This window comes from Rhodococcoides kyotonense (assembly GCF_900188125.1).
GTDB lineage: Bacteria > Actinomycetota > Actinomycetes > Mycobacteriales > Mycobacteriaceae > Rhodococcoides > Rhodococcoides kyotonense.
Map to the genome: position 1 here is coordinate 94,951 of NZ_FZOW01000010.1, position 24,641 is coordinate 119,591.

Here is a 24,641-nt window from a genome sequence, read left to right on the forward strand (position 1 = left end):
TCGGTGTCGCCAGAGGACGCTGCGGATTCCGTGCGGCATGATCGCGGTCCCCTCTGATGTCAGAAGAAACGATTGACCAACGGCCCGACCAGGCCGAAGGCCGAGGCGTCGGGAACCAGGTATTTCGTGACGGCCCCGCTTACGAACGCGTGCCATGCCGGTCCGCCGTCGGACTCGATTCCGGACACCACGAAGGCGTTGCCGACGAAGACACCAGGGAAGTGACGGCTTGCCAGCTCCTCGTTGTGAGCGGCGACGGCCAGTAGTTCTTCGGCGCGGCTGCGGTCGATGACGTCACCCATGCGGGCCAGCAGGTTGTCCTGAGGGCGGCGTTCGAGCGGATTGCTGTCCACGAGGACCAGGCTGTCGACCTTCACCCCGCGTCCTTGCAGTTCGATGGCCACTGCATGCGCGAGCAGTCCCCCGAACGAGGCGCCGAGCAGGTGCACAGGGCCATCGGTGTGGACCCCGAGGATGTCGTCGGCATAGCGGGCCGCGAGCGCGGTCAACGAATCCAACCGCTCCCCGATCGCCTGGACTCCGAAGACGGGGCGATCCTCGTCGATGTGCTCGACGAGTTCGGCGTAGCAGCTGGTCAGACCTTCGATCGGGTGGATGCAGAAAACGGGTGCCTGGGTTCCTGTGGTGCGAATGGGCACGATGGCGGGGGTGGCGTAGGCGGTGACGGTCTCGTTGTAGGCCAGCTGGGTGTAATCGTTGACAACGGTCATGCTGAGCCTCCGAGGGGGTCGAGTCGTCGTTCTGCACTGACGAATATGTCGGGTGGGAAGCCCGATGTGTTACCCAGCTCTCATTGCGGTCTGGTCACGGCCGCCCCACGAGATCGAAGTTATGTCCTCAGATGGTGCGAATCGCGTGCACAACCTCGATCTGGACGGCGAATCTACGATCACCCAGTAATCGATACCCTGCGCAGGCAGGTCTACGCGTCGCCGTCAGTCCGCTGCCAGCTCATCGGCCAGGGACAGGAGTCGAACGTTGAGAGGGTCGAGCCGATTGCTGATCACGTCCCACATGATGATCGGATCGATGTCGCTGTACGCATGAGAGATTATGTTGCGCAATGCAATCAGCTTGTGCCAGCTGTCGTCCTGATGTTCGGAGTAGTACTCGGGAAAGTTGTCTCGCACTTTCGAGAGATACTCGCCGGCTACCTGAACACGCATCAGCGTCGCGTCCCATAGCAAGTGGTTAGTCTCGAGCTCGACGGCGGATGACGGACGGGCGGATCGAATCTTCGTCAGGGCCTCGATTGCCGCAGCCAAGTAGGGTGCGGGTGTCTTCGGCATGGCCTGGTCCTAACGTCGTCATGCGAGTGTGTGGGTTCTCGGCTAGACGATCCGCACGAGGTCGGGCTCGACGTATTGGGCGAAGTGCTTGTTGAGTCTTGTGACTACGTCAGCTCCCCCGCTGAGAATCGAGTTCAACTCTTCCTGCAATGCAAGAAACTCCCACGGATCAGCTTCGGGACTGAATTCGACCAGCAGATCGAGGTCGCTGCCCGGCCCAGCCGACCCGCGTGCGTAGCTTCCGAAAACAGACGCCTCGGCAACGCTGTGCCGTTCGAGGATCTCGCGGAGTCGAGCGAGCTCAACGGGTAGGTTCAGTTCATTGGCTGACAGTGCCATAGCGCGATTCTAGCGAAGCAGTAAGGCGCGGGGTTGGACGCGATCGCACCATTTTTGACCTCGAGAATGAAGTTGCATCGCGATTCCGGCCGAAATGCGTGCACAACCTCGATCTCGGCGGTACTCACCCGTCCGGATGAATACCACCAAATCCTCCGTGTCGATGGCGGGGGCGAATCTACGATCAGCCGGTGATCGATATCGTCCCGCGAAGGCGAGTGCTGCGACTGGTCGTCGTTGTCGCGGTTGCTGTTGCGTCGATTCTGTTCGGGCAAACCACCGTCGCCGCCCCTGCGCCCCTGAGGGTCTCGATCGTCGGCGACTCGTTCAGCGCGGGTGTCGGGGCAGGCGCGAACCTCGGCTTTGCGCAGGTCCTGGCTGCGCGGGGATGCTGGGTCCCGAACCTCGTCGCGGTTTCGGGCAGCGGGTATGCCGCCAGCTCCGACCCGTTCGTCAGCCTGCCCCGAGTGGCGAAAGCCGCGTCGACGATCCCCGACGTCATCATCATCCAGGGCAGCGGAAACGATCGCGGCGACGGCCGATTGTTCGCCGCCGCGACCGGCCTGTATCTCACGTTCCGAGCGATCGCGCCGCAAGCGAGGATCGTCGTCGTCGGACCGACAGGCGCTCCGAATGCCAAGCACGACAACATAAACGGTGTACGACGCACCCTCCGCGACGCGGCTGCCCTTACCGGTGTCACGTTCCTCGACCCACAGGCCGAGGGGTGGCTGAACGCCGCAACCGACTACGCACCCGACGGCATTCATCCGAACAACCGTGGTCACGCGCGGATGGCGAACCGCATGTTCGACGACCTGTCACGCCTGGGAATCCCGCGGATCAACAGCTGCTGAAATCGAAGTTATGCCGTGAAATCGCGCACAATCCGTACACAACCTCGATCTCGGCGGAATGGCTAAAGGACCCAGTTCTGCAGCACGACGCAGACGACGGTCCCGCCAACGATGCTCAACGCCGCGTTACGACGCCATAGGTGTACGACGACTGTCACGAGAACACCGGCGATCTGCGGCACCCCGTGGTTTTCCGTCGACACATCGATCGACGACAGCGCATACAGCGCCAGGATGACGACGGCGCCGAGAGTCATCCACTTCCCGATCGAGTCGAGCAGTGCGGATTCGCGGAGTCGAGATCGGACGGCGAACGGTATCGCTCGCAGCGCAAAGGTGATCGCCACCGCAACGCCGAGCGCTCCGGCGATGTACGTCGTCATGACCGGAAGTGCCGAACGATCAGGACCGCGGTGAACACGCCCATCGAGACGGCCAGCATGGATCCCGGCGCCACCAGCAAACCGACGGCTCCCGACGCCCCGGCCAGCACGAGCGTCACCTTGTTCGGGTCCGCGCGGTACGCGTCGAGAGCGAGCACGACGAACAGGGCGGTGAGAACGAAGTCCAAGCCCTGCACATCGCCGAGCACCGAATGTCCGACCAGCGCACCGACGAAGGAACCCACGACCCACGACGCGTGCAGACCGAACTGCGTCCACAGGATCTGGCCGCTGCGCATACGGCTGGACGCAAGAGCGAAGGCCTCGTCGCAGAGGGCAAAGATGCTGTAGCCCTTGGCGAATCGGCCGTCGACGCGGTGAAGCGGGAAGGACAGTCCGTAGAAGAGGTGGCGCGAATTGACCAGCAGGGTCGTCACGGCGATCGCTGCTATCGGTGCGGCGGCTGCCAACATTCCGATGATGATGAACTCCACCGATCCGGCGAACAGGACGCCGGAGATGATGGGCGCGAGCCACCACGGAAAGCCGTGCGACGTCACCAGCACGCCGAATCCTATTCCGAGCGTGAACAACCCCACCCAGACGACACCGGCGGACCGGGATGCGTCGACGAACGACGTCCTCACCTCTTGTTGCACGACCATGACGCAATGATAGAAAAATCAAGCTGTGAAATTATTGCCCGATCTTGCTGAGTTGGCACCCGAACGGCAATATGAATGCATGGATTCGGTAGATGAGCACATATTGTTGCTCCTCCAAGAAAACGGTCGTCTGTCCAACCAGGATCTGGCCGCACGCGTCGGACTCACGCCTGCCCCGTGCCTGCGTCGGGTGCGCAAGCTCGAGGAAGACGGCGTGATCCGGGGGTACTCGGCGATCGTCGACAGAACACGCATGGGCAAGGGATTCGAGGTCACCATTCATGCCGACCTGATCTCCAAGAATCTGAAGACGACCCAGGCGTTCGAAGATCGGATCGCGGCGATGCCCGAGGTGGCCGAACTCCGCCGGATGTTCGGCATTCCCGATTACTTCATCCGTGTCCGCGTCGCAGACCTCGCTGCCTACGAGCAATGGTTGACGACGCAGCTCATGGGCGATCCGGCGATCTCACGAGTGGACTCCCGCATCACGATGAAGATCATCAAGACCGACGCTCCCTAGACTGCGACCAGTTCACCGGCTCGGCTCAGGTGCAGGTCCCGGAGCCACGTGAGAAGAGACAACACTGCGAAGGCGGCACCCGTCAGGCAGACGCCCGTCCAGCCGAAGTGCGTCCACGCGAAGGTCCCGGCAGCCGAACCGACGGATGCGCCGACGAAGTACGTCGTCATGTAGATCGAGTTGATGCGCGCTCGAGCAGCAGGTTCCAGCGCGTACACGACGTTCTGGTTGCTGACGTGCACGCCTTGCAGCGCCAGGTCGACGAGTACGAATGCCAGCACGAACACGATCCAGTACCGACCGCCGACCGCGAACAACGACCACACGGCAACCAGCAGAACGACGCATGTACCGGTCGCCCATTGAACATATCCGCGGTCGGCCAACCGTCCGGCCACCGACGCCATCAGCGCACCGGCGACGCCCGCCAGGCCGATGAGTCCGATCTGCGCCGCGGAGAAGCCGTATTCGGTGGTCAGCAGCAGCGTCATCGTCGCGAACACCGCACTGACCGATGCGAACGACAGCGCCCCGAGCAGCGACCGAACGCGTAGCCGAGGGTAACGACGCACGAGCGTGCCCATCGATGCCAACGCCGGTAGATAGGAAACACCTGCCGTCGTCGAACCGCGTGGCAGGACGCGCCACAGTCCGAGGGCCGACAGCAACATCAGAACCGCGGCAAGTCGATACACGCCCTGCCAGCCGGTGATCCCGGACAGCACGCCGGAGATGCTGCGCGCCAACAGGATACCCGTCAGGAGCCCGCCCATGACGATGCCGACGATGCGTCCCGACTGCGACGGGTGCGCCATGGATGCAGCGAACGGAACGATGACTTGTGCTGCGACGGAGAACAATCCGGCCATTGCGGTCCCGACCAGCAACCACGACAGCCCCGGCGAGAAGCCTGCGATCGCCTGTCCCGTCGCGGCGAGCACCATGAGCCCGACGCTGAGTCTGCGTCGATCCACGACGTCACCCAGTGGCACGAGTAGAAGCAGTCCCAGCGCGTAGGAGACCTGTGCGACGGTCACCGATACCGCAGCCGCGGACTGCGAGACGCCGAACTCGGTTGCGATGAGATCGAGCAGCGGCTGATTGAGGTAATTGCCGCCTGCGCTCAAGCCCGTCGCAACGGCCATCAATGCGACGACAGGGGTGCTGATGCCAGTGGTGGTGTTCACGACCAACAGCATTCCCCGCTGCGAACGAGCTGTCCAATAGATCGATCAGCATGATTCATCTCTCTTGAAGATAGTATGACGCCGTGGAGCTTCGTCATATCCAGTACGCGGTCGCGGTAGCGGAGGAACAGCACTTCAGCCGAGCGGCAGCGCGGCTACATGTCGCACAATCCGCACTCAGCAGCCAAATCCGTGATCTGGAACGGGAATTGGGCGTCGACCTGTTCAATCGGACGAGCCGAAGCGTCACCATCACGAAGGCCGGACACATCTTCCTGGAACGGGCATACGGGGTCCTTGGCGCGGTGTCGCGCCTGGTCTCCGACGTGTCGCCGTCGAACACCGAGGTACGACGCCTCCGCGTCGGCATGATCGTTCCTCTCACCCGCGTGGACGTCGTGGCGGCCGTCGGCGCGCTTGCGGAATCGCACCCGGGTACGACGGTGTCGCTGCTGCCGAGGGGTAGCGCCGACTCACTGGAGGGTGTGTCCGCAGGGGCACTGGATCTCGCGATCGTCGGCCTGGCGCCCGGTCGTACGCACACCGGGCTGACGGCGACAGCGTTGTGGACCGAACCGCTGTCACTGTTCGTGTCGGCCGAGCACGAGTGGGCAGGTCGCCGCACCGTTCAGCTGTCCGAACTCGACGGCATGACGACGATCGACCGGCCTGCAGGCAGCGAAGCCAGGATGCAGACCGACCACGCGTTCATGCAGTCGTCGGTACGCCGAGGGGCCGTGGTGGAAGCCGATTCGGCTGACCTCGTCGCCGGGCTCACGGCGGCCGGGTTGGGTGTCACCTTGTTGCCGTCGTCGTTGGCGTCACTGTTCCCGACGTTGCACGCGATCGACGTGGTCGACGCACCGACCCGCACGGTGTCCGTCGTCACCCACCCTGGCAACACCACGTCGGTGACGACGGCGTTCACCGACTACCTGTTGAGCCATCGCCTGTAGTTCCGGTCAGCGGACCTGCGGATACCGTCCGTCGCCGAGGTCGGGATCGGGTAGCACTCCGTCGGGATCGACCAGCGCGACATTCCTGCCGTCGAGGGCGACGCGTCGCATACCCTCGAGCACCATCCGGCGGCCGACGTCGGAGAACCGGTCCACGCGGGAGACGTCGAAAACGGCTGTGCCGACACCCGAGTCGCGGGCCAACGCGTCGAGCACGCGCTCTGCGCCACTGAACTGCACGACACCCTGCAGTTCGACGACCAACTCTCCCGAGACCTCCGACATGCTGCGCAGCACCGAGGAGCCGTACGGTTCGGATTCCATCAGATGCATGCCCATGTCGTCGGACAGTCTCTGGAAAGCCTTGACACCGCGAACACTGTTGCCGTGCGCATCGAGTCGCGGCGACATGACGCCGATGCCGACCTGTCCTGGGAGCGAACCCAGAAGCCCGCCCGCCACACCGCTTTTCGCGGGAATACCGACCGAGGTCAACCAGTGGCCTGCCGCGTCGTACATGCCTGCGCCTGCCATGACCGAGAGAGTCTGTCGTGCAACAGCTCTCGTGACGACGCGTTCGCCGGTGACCGGATGGACGCCCGCGTTGGCGAGTGTCGCACCCATCATGGCCAGGTCGCGCACCGTCACGTTGATGGAACATTGTGTCGTGTATCCCTCGACGACGGCATGTGCGTCGTCGGCGAGAATTCCGTAGTTGCGCAACATGTGTGCGATGGCGAGGTTGCGATCGGCGGTGTCCAGCTCGGAGCGGCAGACGGATTCGTCGACCGACAACTGCCGTCCGGCGAGCGTCGAGAAGAAACTCAGTGCGCGAGAAACTCTTTCGTCGACCGAGCCGCCCAGTAGCGAGTGCGTCGCGATGGCGCCTGCGTTGATCATCGGGTTCTTCGGTCGTCGCGACTCGCCCTCGAGTGACAGCTCGTTGAAGGCCTCGCCCGACGGTTCGACACCGACGGTCCTCGCGACCGCGCCGAGCCCGCGATCGGTGAGGGCAGCCGCGTAGGCGAAGGGCTTCGAGATGGATTGAATGGAGAACTCGACGTCGTCGTCGCCTGCCGAATGAGTGCGACCGTCGACCGTGGTCGCCGCGATGCCGAAGACGTCGGGGTTCGCGTGTGCGAGGTCGGGGATGTAGTCGGCGACGTGGCCGTCGGTGTTCTCCGAGAGGCTGTCGAGTACTTCCTGCAGGTAATCGGGAACCGGTGACTTCACGACAGGAATTTATCATCCGTCGAGATCGAGGTTGTGTACGAAAATTCACCGAAAGTGCGACGTAACTTCGATGTCGGCGGGAAAGGTGCGGCTCACTTCAACAGTCGCTCCAAATAGTCGAGATCCTGGCGCAGCATCGCGATGGCGCGTTCCGGGCCCTCGGGCGTCGCGGGCGCCGCATCGTCCTTGACGACGGTACGTATGGCCATGTCGGCGAGCTGGGTTGCGACGGCTCGGTCCGCGTCGCCGTCGCCACTCGGGTGCCACCAGGCAACCCAGTTCACCATTCCGATGATGCCGAGGGCGGCCGTGCGCGGATCTACGGGGCGCATCTCCCCTGCCTTGATTCCTGCCTCGATCGTCACCACGAATTCCTTCAGGACATGACGGCGACTCCGCTGGAACGTCCGCGAGATCTCCTCGGGCAGATCGGCTTCCGACCTGATGACGAGCTTGAATCGATCGGCGTTCTGTGCCTGATTGAGTGCGATCGCGGCTGCCATCTTGCGTAGCTTCTCCGTCGGCCCTAGATCGGATTGCTCGTTGATCTCGTGCAGCACGGCAGCCGGTGTCTCGGTGCTCTCACTGACGAGTCGTGACAACAGTTCGTCCTTGTTCGCCACGTAGTGATACAGCGCGGGCCGGGTCAGCCCGGTGGCGTCGGCGATGTCCTGCAGTGTCGTGCTGGCGAAGCCCTTCTCCGCAAACAACCGCGTCGCCTGGTCGAGGATCTGATTCTCGACCAATTCTCGACGCGGATTGCGCGCGGATCCCTCGCGTGTCATGAACGAAGGATAACTGTCGCGGTATTCACGACTCCACCGACACGAGGTGTGTACGCGCGCTGACCAGCCCCGCAACGGCATCCGGTCTGCACGCTTCCGGAACTTCGACGACGACGAGTGCGCCCGAAGTCATCATCATCCTTTCTGCGACGTCGAGCCGGGTCAGTACGGCAGCTCGGTCGTCCAGGCCGGTCAGCCAGACGGTGGCGCAGGCACTGGCCTCGTCGACCAGAGCAGTTGCCTTCTCGTTCCACGCGGATTCCACGTCGACGGACAGAACAGTGGTCGACGGTTCGTCCCGCAGCTCCGCAGGTGCGATCCGGCTGGTGAACGTGGCACTGGCATGGTTCAACGGCTGCTCGAGGACCCATGCAGTGATATCGGACGGAGTCGAACCCGCGTCCACCTGTGCATACGCCGCGATTCCACGCCACGCGACGGCCGGCGCCGATTCGAGGAACCGCTCCAGCCCGACCTTGCCCGCGCGTGTCATGTACGCGACCATCAGCTGTTCGACGGGCAAGTGCATTCTCAGTGGGAACGACTCCCACCAATGCTCGCTCCGACGCGCGATCTGCTGCAAGTGTTCGACGGCCGGGCGACGCACCCTCTCGTACTCGACAAGTGCGTCGGTGACGGTGTCTGCGTGGGCCAAAGCGTCGTCGAGCGCGATGGCATCTTCCATCGCCAGCTTGGTGCCGGAACCGATCGAATAGTGCGCCGTGTGGGCGGCGTCGCCGAGAAGAACGACGTTTCCGACGGCCCAGTTGCGGCAGGAGACCGTGCGAAAGCGCATCCAGCGGGTTCGATTACCGATCAGTTCGTGTCCCTGCAACGTCTCGGCGAACGCCTTCTCGAGATAGCGTAGCGACGCCTCGTCGCTGTCTCCGGTGGGATCATCGATCGTGTCGAAACCTGCCCGACGCCAGGTCTCTTCGTTCGTCTCGATGAGAAACGTGCTGCGGTCCGGTGCATACGGGTATGCGTGAGCGACGAAGGTTCCGTGCTCTGTGGTGACGGGAACGAAGATCGCACTGGAAAGCGCGAAATCCGTTCCGCACCAGAGATAAAGACCGGAACCGGTGGTGGTGTCCGCACCGAACGCCGGCTCGGCCTGCCGTGTCGCGCTGTTGATTCCGTCGGCCGCGATGACCACATCCGCATCCAGATCCGCAGGATCGCAACGTGTTCCGAACTCCAGCCGAACACCTGCCGCTAGGGCCTGCTCCTGCAAAATAGACAGCAAGCTCGTGCGTGCAATCGCAAGTAGGTCGCCGTGCGCCAGTCGTGCGGTTCGATCGCCCACTTGCATCGACATCTCGTGGGAATATGACTCGGCAACAATGGCGTCCAGTGAGACAGCGTCGGCCGCGCGGAGATTTCGCTGTGTCCGTGACGCGAGGCCGACACCGAATCCGAACGTCGTATCCGGCGAACTCTGCTCGTACACGGTGATGTCCGCGGCCGGGTTGGACAGTTTGAGCAGTCGCGCGGCGTAGAGGCCACCGGGGCCACCGCCGACAACTGCGACGCGGTCGAGTTTCATGAGTACTACTCCAGTCTGTGACAGCGTGTTACGAGGCAGACCCGACGGTGTTCTCGGAGTGCACTTTGTCCGCGATCTCCACACGTAGGCGCTTCTTGTCGATCTTGTTGACATTCGTTCGAGGTAGCTCGTCGAGCCATTCGAGCCGTTCGGGCCATTTGAACTTGGCTACGCCCAGACGCGTCAGATGGTCTTGAATCTCGCTCAACGTCAACGGGTCACCCAACGAGACCAGGTACGCGCACGTTCTCTCGCCGAGCCGCGGATCAGGCATGGCGACGACGGCAGCACTCACGATCGCCGGATGTTCGACAAGCAGAACCTCGAGTTCCTCTGCGTTGATCTTCTCGCCGCCTCGGTTGATGAGGTCCTTGATCCGCCCTTCGATCGTGACGTACCGATCTCCGTCGATGACGGACACCGATGCCAGGTCACCGGTGCGGTAGAAGCCGTCGGAGGTGAATGCCGTCCGATTGTGTTCCGGTGCAGCAAAATAGCCACTGATCGTGTAGGGACCACGGCAGCACAGCTCGCCGACTTCCCCGTCGGGTAGCTCGATCTCGGTACCTGGATCGAGGATGCGCACCTCGTCGTCCTTGGAGACCGGAGTGCCGACCGTCGAGAGCCGCGCGTGGCGAGGCGACGACACGGGGGTGACGGTGAACAGTCCTTCCGACATGCCGAACAGCTGACCGGCCCAGTGAGTCTCGCCGTCGTCGACCCGATTCATCAGTTCCGGGGACACCTTGGCGCCGGACAGTACGACGCGACGCAGATGGCCGCGTAGTCGGTCGAAGTCCGGATCGAGCACGGCTTGGTAGTGGCCGTGTCCGATCAAGACGTCGGTCGCGTGCGCCGACTCCATCAGATCGAAGGCGGATCGGGGATCCGCCGTCGCGAGAACCAGGCACGCACCGACGGCGTGCGACGCGTGCAGACCGCACGAGATGCCGGCGTTGTGAATGATCGGGATCAAGTGCGCGACGCGGCTGTCGCACGTCCATTCCAGCCGCTGCGCGTACAGCAGTGCATTGTTCCAGTACTCGGCGTGGATGCGGGGAATCACCTTCGGAACACCGGTCGTGCCTCCGGACAGCTGAAACGCCACGACGTCCTGCGGATCGGTCTGTGCCTCGACGGATTCGACGGCCTCCCTGGCTCTGGCCGGATCGATCCCGAGTCCGATGTCTTCCAGGCGACGTGCATCACCGCCGCCTACCGAGATCACTTGGCGCACAGTGGTACTGCCGGCCGCATGATTATGTGCGAACTCGACCAGGTCGAACGACGGCAACCCTGCTTCGACGATGTGCAGGACAGCGCCGACGGCCGTGCTGACGTGCCCGATCTCGTGCATTCTGTGTGCTGCCAGCGTCGCAACCGGGACGAGTCCGGCTTTGATGCATCCGTACCAGGCGAGCACCGTCTCCAGCCTGTTGGTCAGCTGGAACAACACGGGCTCGAGGCGGGCGAACCCCATGTCGATCAGGCCGGCCGCGATGGCATCGGTGCGGCGATCGAGCTCGGCGTAGGTCATCGAGCCGTCCACGGTGATCACCGCCATCCGCTCCGGATAGCGGACGGCGATGTCATGGAATCGTCGACCGGTGGGCTCCGAACTCCACGCACCACTGTCGCGGTAACGCTGCGCCCTGTCTTCCGGGTACGACACCAATCGCCCGTCCCAATTCGAGTACGTCGACATCACCGCTCCGCAACTGCCGGCAGCAGCCTGGAGATCTCCAACGAGTGATCGGGGTGATCGGCCGGAACGATGCCGGAGTAGATCGCCGTCCAGCACCCAGGGCAGCAGAGCTGACGGAAGACGATCGGGGTGTCGACGTATTCACGGGGATCCGAGGTCACCTGCGGTCCTGCCTCGGTGGTCGGCCCTTCGTATCGAGCGAGATCGAGAGTGCCCGTGCCCTTTTCGTCTCCGAGTAGTCGTCCGCACTGCGCGCAGGCGATGACCCGGACGTCGCCGACGGTGATCTCGGACAGGTTGTCGTCCAGTCGCCGTCCGAGCGTCAGATCCATGACTGGGGCGTCGCCGTGCGTCGTCGATCGGGCTTTCCTCTGTGCCAACAGTTCTCGACGACGCTGTTCCGTGGCCGACTCGTCGACGGCACCCGCGTCGACGACGACCCCGTAGACGGTCGAGGCTCCCTCCGGGGTCACCTTGCCTTCGCGGAGATCCTCGACGACGGCAGTCGGATCACGGTGTAGCGGATCGCCGTACCCGCCTCCGCCCTGCCAGTGCATGTACAGAACTTCGCCTGGCGCGACGTAACTTTCGGCGTAGCAGGGGCCGAATTCCTGGCCACCGGCGACCTCGGCGAGCGTTCCCGGGATCTTGCCGTCGGCGAACTGTTCGTTGATATCGGTTCCGCGAGCGAGGATTTCGAGACCTGTGTTGCCGGGATAGCCGCCGGCCATGCCGTTGTTCTGCGCGACGGCCTTGCCCGCCGATGCAAGCACGAGGCCCATGGGTAGCGACGTCCCGTACGGGGTGACGGCAAGTGATGCGCTGACGCCGCCGCGTTGGCGACCCGGCCCGCCGGAATCGGGCTCTTCCCGACGCCACAGCGTCAGCAAGGGATACAGGAATTCTGTCATCTCGGTGTCGGGGATGCGGCCCATCGGGATACAGAAGAGGCCGCCGGTGTCCATTCCGTCGGCGGTCGGTCTCGCACCATATCCACCGGCCATCGGTTCCATCATGATGTTGAGGAACGGCACGGGCTGTTCGGCGCGCTCGTCGAGTCCGGCGATGACAGCGGTGTCCCAGGTGCCGCAGCAGGCTGCCTGCACGCTCTTGCCGAGGTCGACGGAGCGGTCCAGCATCTGCGACAGGCATTCGGCGATGAGATTGCCGGTCAGCCAAGCGGGTCCGATCGGGCCACGGCTCACGGCCGCGGGGAAGCTGGCGTTGTTGATCGTGCCTTCCTCGGAGATCAGGTCGAAGCATCGCATGAGTCCGCCGGCCGACCAGGGGATGTCACCCGCGAGGATCGGCAGTAGGGCGAGCATGACGCCGCCGCGCATCCCGGCGTACGTGCAGTTGATGACGCCGGTCTGCTTGTCGGTGCCGGTGAAGTCGAACGTCAGGTGGTCGGCGGTTTTCGTCATCGCGACGGTGATCTTGTGGACGTCGCGATCGCCGACGCTCGACTGATCCTGGTAGCCGGTGGCCTTCCATGTCCCGTCGGGCAGCGAGGTGAGCTTGCTGCGTAGCCGCGATTCGGCGTCGGTCATCATGCGCTTCATGACGGCTTTGACGGTGTCCGCGCCGTACTGCTCGATGACGGCGAGCATTCGATTGCGGCCGACGGTGTTGGCACCGATCTTGGCCCGCAGATCCAATCCGACGAGCATCGGTACTCGGGAGCGTCGTACCCAGGCGTCGGAGACGTCGCGCTGAAGTTCGTAGCCACGCACCACCTTGATGGGCGGCGTCGGAAGGGATTCGGAGAACACGTCTTTGGCGGATGGATCGAACGAGCCGAGGCCGGAGCCGCCCAGGTCGGGTTCGTGGCAGATCGCGCTCGTCCAGGCGAAGAGCTTGCCGTCGTGGAAGATCGGCTGGTAGACGATGACGTCGCTCTGGTGAAGTCCCCCGCCGACCCATGGGTCGTTGCAGAGGAACATGTCGCCCTCTTCGATTCCGGGGTTGGTGGCCCGGTGCTGCAGAGTCCAGTAGATCGCAAGGTCGACGGCGCCGACGAGCATGGTGTTGTACAGGCCGACCTGAACCTCCTGTCCCACTTCGTCACTGATCGCGAAGTCGAAGTCGTTGGCATCGGTGACGATGGGTGAGCCCGACATACGCTTGAGGGCTTCGCCCATCTCGTCGGTCACCGACCACAACCGGTGCCGGATGACCTCGTACGTCAACGGGTCGAGGTCGTCGATCTGCTGTTGGGTGACGGTATGAATCGGCACGCTCGCTGGGAGGGAACGAGATAACGCATCCGGGTCGACGGGTCGACTCGAGAAGATCTCGGAACCGGGGATCGCTGATGTCATTTCGGTACTCCTGGAGGCTTACTTGGCGACGATGTTCAGGTTGCCGAGGCGGTCGACGGTGCCGGTGGTGCCGTGGGGGACGACGACTGTCGTCGTCGGGACTTCCACGATCGCGGGGCCGGTGATGACATGGCCTGCGGCGAGCTTGCTGTAGTCGTAGATGTCGGTGTCCACGTAGCCGATTCGGCCGTCCAGGCAGACCTGCCTCGACCCGATGAGAGCCACCGATGCGTCCGAGGATTCGGCGCGATCGAGTTCGGGCAGCGTCGGTGAGAACGGCAGAACACCCGTCGCGCGAACCCTGTACGTGATGGCCTGGATTCCCGCCTCGCGGAACCCGCTGTCCTTGCCGTAGAGATCGGCGTACCGCTGTTCGAACAGGTCCGACGCGTGCGCGATGCTGGCGGAATCGAGTGTGCCCTCGGGAATGGTGGTCGCGACTTCCGCCAGCTGCATCGTGTAGCGCATGTCGATTTCGCGTTCGACCTCGATCTCGGCGAACGACAATCCCTGGCGTGCCAATGCTTCTCGTACTCGTTTCTCCAGCCCGTCGAAGTTGCTTTCTGCGCGTGCGGGATCGAGCGGCATTGCGGCGGGATCGGACAGCTCGGCAGCAAGAACGATGTTCGACGACGCCAGGCCGTATGCCGAGAAGGCCGATGCCACCTGCCCGAGTGGGACGATGACTTCCTTGACGCCGACCTCTGCGGCATAGCCTGCACAGTGGGCAGGTCCGGCACCGCCGAATGCGTAGAGGACGAATCCGCGCGGGTCGTGGCCTGCCTCGACGACGGTCTTACGGAGTAGATCGCCGGTCTGGGCATTCTGTACTGCGTATATGGCTGCGGCTGCATCCTCGATCGACAGGCCGAGCGGTTCGGCGATACGGCGTCGAATAGCCTCGCGCGCAAGTTTTTTGTCGAGTGGTTTACGCCCGCCGAGCAGGCCGCGTTCGGGAAGAATGCCGAGAACGAGATTCGCGTCGGCGTTGGTGGGTTCGGTTCCGCCGTTGCCGTAACAGGCGGGGCCGGGCACCGCCTGAGCGCTGTGTGGTCCGATCTGCAGGTTGCCACCGCCGTCGACCCAGGCGATCGCGCCACCACCGGAGCCGATGGCGTGCACTTCGAGAGTGGGGACGTTGATCGGGTGGTGATTGATGATGGTGCTCGATGCGCGCACCGGTTCGCCGTCCACGACGAGGCCCACGAGGAAGGTGGTTCCGCCGACGTCGGTGGCGATGATGTTCTTGTGCCCGAGCTGCTTTCCGAGCGACACTGCGCCGACGACTCCACCGGTGAGGACGGAACCGACGGTACTGATGGCGTTCTTCGGGGCTTCCGCTGCAGCCACGGCACCACCGTTGCTCTGCATGACGAGCAGTGGACCGGCCAGGTCGAGCGCGCGAAGCTTCGACTCCAGCGAGCCCAGGTAGTCCCGCAGGCCTGGTCCGATCTGTGTACTCATGATCGTGGTCGCGTTGCGCGCGAACTCCCGAATGCGGGGACTGACCTCCGAAGACAGCGACACGAACATGGTCGGGTCGTATTCGTGCACGAGCTCACGAATACGGTTCTCGTGGACTGGGTTACGGAACGACCACAGCAGCGAGACAGCGATTCCGGATACTCCGTCGTCGACGAGGCTCTTGATCGAGGCGCGAGCCGAGTCCTCGTCCAGCGCGACAACGATGTTCCCGTCGCGATCGAGTCGCTCGGTGACTTCGAGTGCGTGCTTCTTGGGTACGAGACCGTGAGATTTGCTCTGGCTCAGCACATTCTGTAGTTGCTCGGGCGATCTCCCGAGGTATCGGCCCTCGACGTTCATGATGTAGATCGAGTCTCTGTGACCCTTGGTGGTCAGGAAGCCGACCGGGGGAACGTTGCCCATGACGAGCGCGTTGAGCGACGACGTGGTGCCGTGCGCGATGTGGTGTGTGTTCGCGAGCATCTCCGAGACCGGTCGTCCGAGCTGGGCGGCGAGGACTTCGAGTACGTCGATCACGCCCTGGGAATAGTCGGGTGGTGTCGACGGGGCCTTCGCCGCGACGACCGTGCCCGATCCGTCGTCGAGTACTGCATCTGTGAACGTTCCGCCGACGTCCACTCCGATCACGTAGGTCATGCCGGTGTGCTCCTTTGGTCCGAGTCGAAGACGTCGGTGGGGTGTGAGAGCGCTCGTGAGCACTGCGTCCTCGAACACCGCTTACGTCTGCGTCGAGTATTCGACGTTAACGAAGACATGTCAAGAGGTGTTTGTGAGCGCGGTCACCCCTCGTTCATGGTGCCCGAATGGCCGTCCAGGGGTTGACGAATCTTCGTCAGAGTCGAATACTCGTCATCAGCGTCAAAACTCCCGAAGTGAGGGGCACACCATGACCCACCACCGCATCGGACTCGTCGTACCGAGTTCCAATGTGACCGTCGAAACCGAGATGCCGGAACTGCTGGCGCGGCATACAGACGCGCAGTTCTCGTTTCACTCGAGCCGTATGCGCATGCAGGCGGTGTCGCCGGAGCAGCTTCGTGCGATGAATGCCCAGCGTGAGAGGTGCATTCTCGAACTGGGTGACGCCGACGTCGACGCGATTCTGTATGCATGTCTCGTCGCGCTCATGGCCGCCGGCCCCGGTGAACACCAACGCGTCGAAGGTCTCGTGGCCGAACAGTTGGCGACTGGTGGTTCCGATGCCGCGGTCAGGTCGAGTGCGGGTGCGCTCGTGGAAGGGCTGCATGCCCTGGGTGCCACGTCCGTTGCGCTCGTGACGCCGTACATGAAGCCGCTCGCAGAGAAGGTCGTCGAGTATCTGGAGGCGGAGGGCTTCCGTGTCGTCGACTGGCGCGCACTCGAGGTGTCCGACAACGCCGAGGTCGGCTGCATCCCCGGCGACCGCGTGATGGAGGCTGCACGGTCGTTGGATCTGACGGGCGTCGATGCTCTCGTCATCTCGGCATGCGTGCAGATGCCGTCGCTGCCCCTCGTTCAGGTGGCCGAAGAGGAGTTCGGTCTGCCGGTTCTGTCGGCGGCCACCGCCGGTGCGTACAGCCTGCTCCGCGCTCTCGACCTGCCTGTCGATCTACCCGATGCAGGATCTCTGCTCCGGTCCGACGCGGCAGTAGCTCTCTAGAAAGGGATCACATGTCTCTCCCCCACAAGGTCAAAGGCGTCGACCATGTCGCCTACCCGACGTTCGATCCAGCGGCGACGGTCGAGTTCTACCGAGATGTACTCGGGTTCCCCGTCGTGCACTCCATCTGCGCCGCAGGGTGGGGCCCGGAGAAGCACCCGGACTTCATCCACTTCTTCTTCGACATCGGCAACGACGACAGGCTCGCGTTCTTCTACTACTTCGGACTCGAACCGTTCGACGGTGGCCCACAGGGAGATTCGTACTCTCGGTTTGCCGACGACGTACCCATCTTCTTCATCCGATCGCGGCACCTCGCGATCCACGTCGACAGCGAGGACGATCTGATGGAGTACCGGCGACGTCTCGACGGCAGCGAATGGCCGGTCGAGATGCAAATCCAGCACGAGACCATCGAATCGATCTACACCCACGACCCGAACGGGTACATGATCGAACTGACCCGCGCGATGCGTCCGGTGACGCCTCAGGAAGATCTGGATGCGAACCTCACGATCGATGCGCTCATCGACGTCGTGCGTGGCCCTGACCCCAGCATGGCGAATCTGTTGACGCGCAAGGCTGAACTGATCGTCGAACGGGCGGCGGACTGGGCGGTGTCGCGATGACCACAGTGTTCGTGTTGGACGTTCCGGAGAACACCACGATCGCCGCCGTCGCCGATGAGGATCCTGCGGTGGTGATCGATCACGTGGGACCGTACTTTCGGATCCAGTCCGACGGTGAGATCCTGATCGACCGTCGCGCGACCGGGTGCAGGCATGCGGTCTGGTATTCGAGTGTGTCGGGACTGCATCGATCTCGAATCATCCAATGGGACAAGGATGCGATGAGGATCGAGTCGGTATGACGTCGGGAACCACCAGGCTGGGCTCCGGTCGGTACATCGACGCGGCCGAGGCGCCGTCCTCCACGGTCACGTCGGTGCACGAGTTGACCACCGCCGACGGCGCGAAGGTGAGTGGCGTTCTGCGTACTGTTCCCGGTGCGCGAGTCGTCGTCGCATTGATGCATCCGCGGCAGGATCTCACGCACCACGTCCTGGTACCCGAACTGTTGGCTCGGGGGTACGCGGTGTGGACTCAGGGGACGCGGTCCGTGAACAACGACCTGTCGCTGGTGCACGAGCAAGCCCTACTCGACGTCGCTGCGGGCCAGGTGTTCGTGCGATCTCGGTTCGATCATGTTGCGACATTGGGGCATTCGGGTGGTGGGACGTTGTTTGCGTTCTACCACCAGCAGGCAGGTCTGCCGCCTTCGGAGCGATTGACGACAACCCCGGCTGGGCGACCTGTGGATCTCGCTGCGGCCGACATGCCTCTGCCCGACGGCGCAATCTTCATGGCGCCGCACCCAGGGCAGGGAGCGTTGCTGCTGCGATTGATCGACCCGTCCGTCGTCGACGAGTCCGATCCGATGTCCGTCGACCCCGATCTGGATGCCTTCGACCCGGCGAACGGATTCGCCGAGCCACCGTCGAGCTCGTCGTACACAGAGGAATTCCTCGGTCGGTATCGCAGTGCCCAGCTCCGGCGCATCGAGCGGTTGGACGGCATCGCCCGTGCTCGTGTGGCCGAGGCGTCGGATGCGCGCCGGCGGTACAAGGCGAGCAGTGACCCGATCGACCGTCGAAATGCCTTGGCGCCGAGGGTTCTCACGGTGTACCGCACGGACGCCGACCCCAGGTTCGTGGATCTGTCGCTGAGCCCGAACGACCGGCCGTACGGGTCGTTGTTCGGTCGTCGACCGGATCTGACGAACTACGGGCTGGTTGGATTCGGACGACTGTCCACACCCGATGCGTGGTTGTCCACGTGGTCGGGGCTGTCCACCAATGCGGACTTCGTTCGCTGTGCACCCGGCGTCACGGTGCCGTCGCTGTTCGTCGAACTGACCGGTGACCAGGCCTGCTTCCCCGAGGATGCCGACACGATGTTTCGATCTCTGGGCTCTCGGGACAAGACCCGAGTCGCGGTGCAGGGCACACACTTCGGCGGACCCATCACGCCCGATGCGCCGACGGGTGCGTCTCTGGCCGCCGCCGAGATCGGCGCGTGGTTGGAGGATGCGGCTCCGCCGCCCGTGCGCGCAAAGTAACAACCGGGACCAACTACGCACGCACGGGCGCGGAGCGCACTAGATGGAGCCCATGTCAGCGGACAGCCAGTGCTTCGGGTCGAGGTAGAACGAGACCTGCGGGCCCATGGTCTTCTCGAACTCGAGGTAACCGTCGACCTTCTCGGGCGCGAGGTAGCGGCTCGCCATTTCGCGGGACTTCTCGGGTGAACCCGGCTCTTCACGCAACACGGGCCCGTCGATCGCGACGTAGCGAATCGTGGGCTCCACTCGCTCGACCATGAGGCTGAATTTACCTGCAGCCCTGATGAGTTCGGCCTTCTTGGAGTCCTTGCCGGTGAGCACCCAGGCCTCACCGCCGGGCGTGTACTGGTACCAGATCGGTACCGTCAGCGGACCTCGATCGTTGCCGGCGAACACCGACAGTGCCGCGATGTGCGGCTCGGACAGAAACTCTTCACGTTCCGATTTCGACAATGGCATGGGTGCCAGCCTAGGTCGATGTCTACAACTCGTCGAAGGGTTTCGCATATCGAAACGCACCGTTCACCGGGCCGTCGGTGAGCTGCAGTGCCTGAAAGTAGTGGCCCCACGCCGCGTCGGGTGATTCGACGCCCACCTCGGACCCGGCACGAAACCCGAAGCGCGAGTAGTACTCGGGCTCACCGAGTAGAGCCAGCACTCGTCCGTGCACGGCTTCCGCTGCACCGATCAGTGCATGCATCAACGCCTGCCCGACGCCTTGTCCCTGGAACTTCGGCAACACCGCGAGCGGCCCGATCCCGATGGCCTCGGTGTCGCCGATGTGCCCAACAGTTCCGATCACATATCCGACGATCTGCCCGTCCGTAATGGCAACCAGTGAAAGCTCGGGGATGTAACCGTCGTCGAACAGCTTTTCGGTGAGGCCCACTTCGATGGGCTCCTCGGAGCCTTTCCGGAAAGCGGCGCGAATGACGTCGAGAATCACGGGTCTTTCGGACGGCACTTCGCGTCGGACGATGATCATGCGGCCAGTATCGCCGAGCTTCTTACAACACCGCCAGTTGTTTACAACGCCCGCAGGCGTTGTAAACAAGCGCCACTGTTGTAAGAACTTCCACCTACCGCGGCCGGATCACGATCTCCGTCGGATGCGCGTCGGCGGGAGTGTCGATGGCGTTTCGGATTGCACGCGCGACGGTGTCGGGCTGCAGGAACTTCGAGCCGTCGTACTCGTCACCCTCGTGTGCGACGATCGCCCGCTGCATGTCGGTGTCGATCCGCCCCGGTTGGATGGACGTGACGCGCAGCGACGGCTCCTCCTGGCGCAGGACGTCTCCGAATGCGCGCAACGCGAATTTCGACGCGGCATAACCGCCCCACCCGGGGTTGGCGCGCAGACCGGCACCCGAATTGACCAGGACGACGTGGCCGCCTGCCCGTCGTAAAGCAGGAAGGAGCGCCTGCGTCAGCGCGACGACGGCCAGAACATTGCTTTCGTATTGCCGGCGCCAGTCGTCGATCGACGATTCGGCGACGGACCCGAGCGATGCGACGCCTGCGTTGTGGACCAGCACGTCGAGCGAATCGATCTCGAGAGCGGCCCGGACGACGGCGTCGTGATCGGTCAGATCCACGGGCCACGGCGTCGCACCGGGCAGTTCCCGAGCGATCTCTGCCAGCGACTCTTCCGTCCGTCCGCCGAGGTACACACCGTGATCGGACGCGAGTTGCCTCGCCACCGCCGCGCCGAGGCCGCGACTCGCACCCGTCACCAAAGCTGTTGGAGTCACGGGCTCCAAACTAGTCGAACTTCATCCCCGCATCGACGGCCATCTGCATCGTCGTGTTTCCACCGTCCAGTGACTCGCGGATGATGTCGGCGTGCCCCGCGTGCTGCGCGATCTCCCGCAGGATGTGGAGCAACGTGAAACGCGCCGACTGCCAGGCGCGTTCGGGAGCCCACGGCGCGGTCGGGAGTGGTACCTGGACGTCGAGGTCCAGATCGGCGACGGCCGCGTCCGTGGCTTCGGCGACGCGGGAGTACTCGGCGATCAATCCCTCGACTGTCTGATCGGCGCCCATGACGTATTCGGTGCCCATGCGGGACATGTCGAACTCGGCCGTCTCGTCCATGTCCGCGATGATCTTCATCCAACTCTTCTCGTTGCTGACGACGTGATTCAGCAATCCCCCGAGGGTCAGTTCACTGACGGTCGTGCGCTGCCTGGCCTGCTCGTCCGTGATGCCGCGGACGGTGATGAGGAAGTTCTTGCGCTGATCGGCGAACATGCGGAGGATGTCGGCCTTCTCACCGGTGAGGGTCATTGCGATTCCTTTCGGGGCTGGTGAGAACAACTCTAGAAACCATTGCGGTCACGTTCGGTCCGCAAAAGATTTTCTCCTCGATAAGCGGAAATTTGTGATCCGTCGCAAACTGGAATGCATGGGCGACCGTGGATTCACCTCGACACAACTGGCCGCGCGGGCTGCCTATCTACTCCGTGGCAACGACCTCGGCACGATGACGAGTGCGGCGCCCCGCCTCTACCCCCACATGTGGAGTTGGGATGCGGCGTTCGTCTCCGTCGGGCTCGCACCGCTGAGCGTCGAGCGAGCCGTCGTCGAGCTCGATACGTTGCTGTCGGCGCAGTGGAAGAACGGCATGATTCCGCACATCGTCTTCGCAAACGGCGTCGACGGGTACTTCCCCGGCCCAGCCCGTTGGGAGACAGGACAGCTCGCCGCGCACGCGCCGACCGAGCCACAGACGTCGGGCATCACGCAGCCGCCGGTGCACGCGATCGCCGTCCAGCGGATTCTCGACCATTCCCGACGCCACGGCCGCACGACGCGGGCCGTCGCCGAGGAGTTTCTCGATCGTCGCTGGGAGAACCTCGTCCGATGGCATCGCTGGCTCGCCGAAGCGCGCGACATCGAGGACAACGGCCGCATCGCCCTGTTCCATGGGTGGGAATCGGGCATGGACAACTCGCCGCGCTGGGATGCGTCGTACAGGAATGTCGTTGCTGGAGTCATGCCGCCATATGTGCGCGAGGACCATGCCGTCATCACGGACGCGTCGCAGCGTCCGACCAACAACGAATACGACCGGTACATCTGGCTCGTCGAAGAAATGAAACATGCGGGGTACGACGACGCGGCCCTGGCGACGAAGATGAGCTTCGCGGTCGAGGATGTCTTCGTCAGCGCAGTGTTCGCGATGGCGTGCGACGTGTTGGCGACCATCGGCGAAGAGCATTCGAAACCCAATTCCGACGTCCGGGAACTCCGAGGCTGGGCCGAGAAGTTCCGCAAGGGCGTCATCGCGACGACGGACCAGCGCTCCGGCGCTGCCCGCGACTACGACCTGCGGGCCGGTCGCTGGATCTCCACGGACACCATCGCGATGTTCGCGCCCCTGCTGTGCGGCGGATTGGCGCGGGAGCAGGAACGGACGCTGCTGCGCACGTTCGAGGGCACGAGATTCTGCGGGCATCCCGACCTGCGCTATGCGGTACCGCCGTCGACGTCTCCGGTCTCGCGGGACTTTCGGCCGCGCGAATACTGGCGCGGGCCGGTGTGGCCCGTCATCACGTGGCTGTTCTCGTGGGCGTTCTCGCGGCGCGGGTGGGCCGAACGATCGCTGAACCTGCGCGAGGAAGGGCTGCGCCAAGCGAGTGACGGAAGTTTCGCGGAGTACTACGAGCCGTTCACCGGCGAACCACTCGGGAGTATGCAGCAGTCGTGGACGGCGGCGGCGGTTCTGGACTGGTTGGGCTGAGGCGGCTCGTGAGTGAAAATGTATAGCCCACTACACATTTTCACTCACAAGGTCTGTGTAACTTCACCATTGAACCGACGCTCCCGGCTACTTATCGTCAGCCCGTGCCCATCAAACGCAGTGTTGCGACCGTCCTTCTCGCCAGTGCTTTCGTGATCGCGATGCCCGCGGCGGCGTCGGCGAACCCCGAAGGGCCCGATGTGTCGTCGTGGCAGCACATCGACGGCACCAAGATCGACTGGTTCCAGGTGCGCGAGTCCGGTCATGACTTCGCGATGGTCAAGGCCACCGAGGGGCTGAACTACGTCAACCCGTACTTCGTGCAGGACTGCCTGGTGATGCGGGCCGCAGGCGTCGCGCGCGGGGCGTATCACTACGCGGACGTCCGTGAGTCCCCCGAACTGCAGGCTGCGTTCTATTCGACCGTCGTGCTCGGCATCAACGGCCCGGGTGACCTACCACCGGTGCTGGATCTCGAACACTCCCATGGTCTTTCGTCGCAGCAGCTGATCGACTGGACACATCGATACCTGAACACCGTGCAGGCGCTGACGGGTCGTCAGCCGATCATCTACACCTACCCCAACTTCTGGCGCACGGCGATGGCCGACACTCACGAGTTCAACCGTTACCCGCTCTGGATCGCCGACTACAACGACACCCTCGGCCCCCTTCCCGGCGGCTGGAGTCAGTGGATGTTCTGGCAGTACACCGACAACGGGCGCATCCCGGGGATCGTGGGGCCGACCGACATCAACCGGTACAGCGGGTCCGGCGGGGATATCAGGCAGCTCGCGCGCTGGTAGGCGGCTTCGCCCATGTGCATAGAAATACATAGCCCTCTATGTATTTCTATGCACATGCGCTATGCGCCCAATGCCCGTGCCAGCGTCGGCCACGACGCCCGGAGCGCATCCTGCCAGTACATCCAAGAATGTGTGCCGGGAGACCCGAGGTCGAAGTCGGCGGGTATCCCCAGGTCGTCGAGGCGCTGTTGAAGCCGCATCGCGCAACTGTTGGTGACGGCCTCGATCACTCCCCCGACCACGATCTGGTTCGGCAACGGAGGTGACCCCGCAGGCCTGACGACGCCGGGCACCTCGTACGGCCCTGGCAGCCCCGTCGCGTTCGAGACGAACAGCTCCAGCCCGCGCAGCTTCTCGGCATTGACGTATGGATCGTGTTCGATCCAGCGCGGATCCGTGTCGGGCCCCCACATGTTATCGGTGTTCCCGCCGCCACGCGCCTCGACGACCAGCCGAACGAAGTTGCGTGCCATGGGATCCGACGTCTGCGCACAACCGCTGTACGACGCCACCCCGCGGTACAAGCCAGGTGCCTGAATCGCGAGATCGAGCACGGATCCCGCCGACATCGACAGACCTCCGATCGCGTTGACGCCGTTGGTATTCAGCGCGTCGTCGAGGACGGGCGGTAGTTCCTGCGTGAGGAAGGTCTGCCACTTGTTGCGTCCGAGCTTGGGGTCGTCGTGCTCCCAGTCGGTGTAGTAGGACAGATATCCGCCGACGGGAATGACGACGTTGACGTTCTTGTCGCCGAAGAAGTCGGCCATGTCGGTCTGCCGCAACCAGTTCGCGCCGTCCTCACCGCCGCCCGCGCCGTTGAGCATGTACAGCGTCGGCCGCGGTTCGGACGTGTCCGCGGGCCTGAGGACCTGCAATTGGATGACGCGGTCCATCGACGGCGAGTAGACGAAGACGTCCCAGCGCCGCTCGTCGATCTTGTCGATGTGGTCGAGCGAGCCCGACGGTTCGGCGACCGCAGCAGCAGTCGGTAGCGAAAGCAGCACAGCCAGAACGACTATCGCAATGCGAGACAACCAG

General features: G+C 63.7%; 26 protein-coding genes. 9 read left to right on the forward strand and 17 right to left on the reverse strand.

The genetic code is table 11. The annotated features are described in order from the left end of the window. Positions 1–59 precede the first annotated feature (59 nt). The 3 genes from CHB96_RS17395 to CHB96_RS17405 form a co-directional block, all read right to left on the reverse strand. Positions 60–731, reverse strand: coding sequence for a thioesterase domain-containing protein (locus CHB96_RS17395; RefSeq protein WP_089248494.1), 672 nt, complete (start codon positions 729–731; stop codon positions 60–62). A gap of 225 nt (positions 732–956) precedes the next feature. Next, positions 957–1,310: a HepT-like ribonuclease domain-containing protein gene (locus tag CHB96_RS17400; RefSeq protein ID WP_089248496.1), complete on the reverse strand. Its 354-nt coding sequence runs from the start codon at positions 1,308–1,310 to the stop codon at positions 957–959. A gap of 42 nt (positions 1,311–1,352) precedes the next feature. Next, positions 1,353–1,649: a nucleotidyltransferase family protein gene (locus CHB96_RS17405; protein ID WP_089248498.1), complete on the reverse strand. Its 297-nt coding sequence runs from the start codon at positions 1,647–1,649 to the stop codon at positions 1,353–1,355. A gap of 191 nt (positions 1,650–1,840) precedes the next feature. Between CHB96_RS17405 and CHB96_RS17410 the strand changes: the two genes are divergently transcribed. Continuing rightward, positions 1,841–2,506, forward strand: coding sequence for an SGNH/GDSL hydrolase family protein (locus tag CHB96_RS17410; RefSeq protein ID WP_245865817.1), 666 nt, complete (start codon positions 1,841–1,843; stop codon positions 2,504–2,506). A 62-nt stretch (positions 2,507–2,568) separates the two neighbouring features. Here CHB96_RS17410 and CHB96_RS17415 read toward each other — a convergent pair whose 3' ends face one another. Beyond that, positions 2,569–2,889, reverse strand: coding sequence for a branched-chain amino acid transporter permease (locus CHB96_RS17415; RefSeq protein WP_089248502.1), 321 nt, complete (start codon positions 2,887–2,889; stop codon positions 2,569–2,571). Next, complete coding sequence (locus CHB96_RS17420) at positions 2,886–3,554, reverse strand: AzlC family ABC transporter permease (RefSeq protein ID WP_089248504.1); 669 nt, start codon at positions 3,552–3,554, stop codon at positions 2,886–2,888. The genes CHB96_RS17415 and CHB96_RS17420 overlap by 4 nt, the downstream gene beginning before the upstream one ends. 79 nt (positions 3,555–3,633) lie before the next feature. Here CHB96_RS17420 and CHB96_RS17425 point away from each other — a divergent pair, with 79 nt between their 5' ends. Beyond that, on the forward strand, positions 3,634–4,077 hold the full coding sequence (locus tag CHB96_RS17425; protein ID WP_089248506.1) for an Lrp/AsnC family transcriptional regulator: 444 nt from the start codon (positions 3,634–3,636) through the stop codon (positions 4,075–4,077). Here CHB96_RS17425 and CHB96_RS17430 read toward each other — a convergent pair. Further along, positions 4,074–5,276 (reverse strand): MFS transporter, encoded by a 1,203-nt coding sequence (locus CHB96_RS17430; RefSeq protein WP_089248508.1) that lies wholly within the window; start codon positions 5,274–5,276, stop codon positions 4,074–4,076. The genes CHB96_RS17425 and CHB96_RS17430 overlap by 4 nt on opposite strands. A gap of 71 nt (positions 5,277–5,347) precedes the next feature. Here CHB96_RS17430 and CHB96_RS17435 point away from each other — a divergent pair, with 71 nt between their 5' ends. Continuing rightward, a complete protein-coding gene (locus CHB96_RS17435; protein ID WP_089248510.1) occupies positions 5,348–6,220 on the forward strand; it encodes a LysR family transcriptional regulator in 873 nt (290 codons plus the stop codon). A gap of 6 nt (positions 6,221–6,226) precedes the next feature. Here CHB96_RS17435 and CHB96_RS17440 read toward each other — a convergent pair whose 3' ends face one another. From CHB96_RS17440 to CHB96_RS17465, 6 genes are all read right to left on the reverse strand, one after another. Further along, on the reverse strand, positions 6,227–7,453 hold the full coding sequence (locus tag CHB96_RS17440) for a glutaminase (RefSeq protein WP_089248512.1): 1,227 nt from the start codon (positions 7,451–7,453) through the stop codon (positions 6,227–6,229). A gap of 92 nt (positions 7,454–7,545) precedes the next feature. Then, the gene (locus CHB96_RS17445) at positions 7,546–8,238 is read right to left on the reverse strand and encodes a TetR/AcrR family transcriptional regulator (protein WP_245865819.1); all 693 of its coding nucleotides are present in this window, start codon (positions 8,236–8,238) and stop codon (positions 7,546–7,548) included. Between the two features lie 25 nt (positions 8,239–8,263). Further along, positions 8,264–9,784, reverse strand: a complete 1,521-nt coding sequence (locus CHB96_RS17450; RefSeq protein ID WP_089248516.1) for an FAD-dependent monooxygenase — start codon at positions 9,782–9,784, stop codon at positions 8,264–8,266. Positions 9,785–9,812: 28 nt separating this feature from the next. Continuing rightward, on the reverse strand, positions 9,813–11,489 hold the full coding sequence (locus CHB96_RS17455) for a (2,3-dihydroxybenzoyl)adenylate synthase (RefSeq protein ID WP_089248749.1): 1,677 nt from the start codon (positions 11,487–11,489) through the stop codon (positions 9,813–9,815). Then, on the reverse strand, positions 11,489–13,810 hold the full coding sequence (locus tag CHB96_RS17460) for a hydantoinase B/oxoprolinase family protein (RefSeq protein ID WP_089248518.1): 2,322 nt from the start codon (positions 13,808–13,810) through the stop codon (positions 11,489–11,491). Before CHB96_RS17460 ends, CHB96_RS17455 begins: the two co-directional genes overlap by 1 nt. A gap of 18 nt (positions 13,811–13,828) precedes the next feature. After that, entirely contained in the window at positions 13,829–15,931 is a 2,103-nt protein-coding gene (locus CHB96_RS17465) for a hydantoinase/oxoprolinase family protein (protein WP_089248751.1), read from the reverse strand. A gap of 250 nt (positions 15,932–16,181) precedes the next feature. Between CHB96_RS17465 and CHB96_RS17470 the strand changes: the two genes are divergently transcribed. Genes CHB96_RS17470 through CHB96_RS17485 form a run of 4 tightly spaced genes read left to right on the forward strand, consistent with a single transcriptional unit; the run spans position 16,182 to position 19,052 of the window. Then, positions 16,182–16,934 carry a maleate cis-trans isomerase family protein gene (locus CHB96_RS17470; RefSeq protein WP_089248520.1) on the forward strand — a complete coding sequence of 251 codons (753 nt, stop codon included), beginning with the start codon at positions 16,182–16,184 and terminating at the stop codon, positions 16,932–16,934. A gap of 11 nt (positions 16,935–16,945) precedes the next feature. After that, a complete protein-coding gene (locus tag CHB96_RS17475) occupies positions 16,946–17,563 on the forward strand; it encodes a VOC family protein (RefSeq protein ID WP_089248522.1) in 618 nt (205 codons plus the stop codon). After that, a complete protein-coding gene (locus tag CHB96_RS17480; RefSeq protein ID WP_089248524.1) occupies positions 17,560–17,805 on the forward strand; it encodes a hypothetical protein in 246 nt (81 codons plus the stop codon). The genes CHB96_RS17475 and CHB96_RS17480 overlap by 4 nt, the downstream gene beginning before the upstream one ends. After that, positions 17,802–19,052: an alpha/beta hydrolase gene (locus CHB96_RS17485; RefSeq protein WP_089248526.1), complete on the forward strand. Its 1,251-nt coding sequence runs from the start codon at positions 17,802–17,804 to the stop codon at positions 19,050–19,052. The genes CHB96_RS17480 and CHB96_RS17485 overlap by 4 nt, the downstream gene beginning before the upstream one ends. A 39-nt stretch (positions 19,053–19,091) precedes the next feature. Here CHB96_RS17485 and CHB96_RS17490 read toward each other — a convergent pair whose 3' ends face one another. The 4 genes from CHB96_RS17490 to CHB96_RS17505 all read right to left on the reverse strand — a co-directional run bounded on the left by CHB96_RS17490 (position 19,092) and on the right by CHB96_RS17505 (position 21,341). Continuing rightward, on the reverse strand, positions 19,092–19,514 hold the full coding sequence (locus tag CHB96_RS17490) for a pyridoxamine 5'-phosphate oxidase family protein (RefSeq protein ID WP_089248528.1): 423 nt from the start codon (positions 19,512–19,514) through the stop codon (positions 19,092–19,094). Between the two features lie 22 nt (positions 19,515–19,536). After that, positions 19,537–20,040 carry a GNAT family N-acetyltransferase gene (locus tag CHB96_RS17495; RefSeq protein WP_245865820.1) on the reverse strand — a complete coding sequence of 168 codons (504 nt, stop codon included), beginning with the start codon at positions 20,038–20,040 and terminating at the stop codon, positions 19,537–19,539. Positions 20,041–20,134: 94 nt separating this feature from the next. Continuing rightward, complete coding sequence (locus tag CHB96_RS17500; RefSeq protein ID WP_089248755.1) at positions 20,135–20,806, reverse strand: SDR family oxidoreductase; 672 nt, start codon at positions 20,804–20,806, stop codon at positions 20,135–20,137. A gap of 10 nt (positions 20,807–20,816) precedes the next feature. Beyond that, a complete protein-coding gene (locus CHB96_RS17505) occupies positions 20,817–21,341 on the reverse strand; it encodes a DinB family protein (protein ID WP_089248530.1) in 525 nt (174 codons plus the stop codon). Between the two features lie 118 nt (positions 21,342–21,459). On the opposite strand from CHB96_RS17505, the gene ggh reads away from it, so the two are divergent. Together ggh and CHB96_RS17515 are read left to right on the forward strand one after the other, a co-directional pair. Further along, positions 21,460–22,797: a glucosylglycerate hydrolase gene (ggh, locus tag CHB96_RS17510; protein WP_089248757.1), complete on the forward strand. Its 1,338-nt coding sequence runs from the start codon at positions 21,460–21,462 to the stop codon at positions 22,795–22,797. Between the two features lie 161 nt (positions 22,798–22,958). Then, positions 22,959–23,603, forward strand: coding sequence for a glycoside hydrolase family 25 protein (locus CHB96_RS17515; protein ID WP_176444356.1), 645 nt, complete (start codon positions 22,959–22,961; stop codon positions 23,601–23,603). A 59-nt stretch (positions 23,604–23,662) separates the two neighbouring features. Here the strand turns inward: CHB96_RS17515 and CHB96_RS17520 are convergent, their stop codons facing one another. Further along, positions 23,663–24,622, reverse strand: a complete 960-nt coding sequence (locus CHB96_RS17520) for an alpha/beta hydrolase (protein WP_089248761.1) — start codon at positions 24,620–24,622, stop codon at positions 23,663–23,665. Positions 24,623–24,641 lie beyond the last annotated feature (19 nt).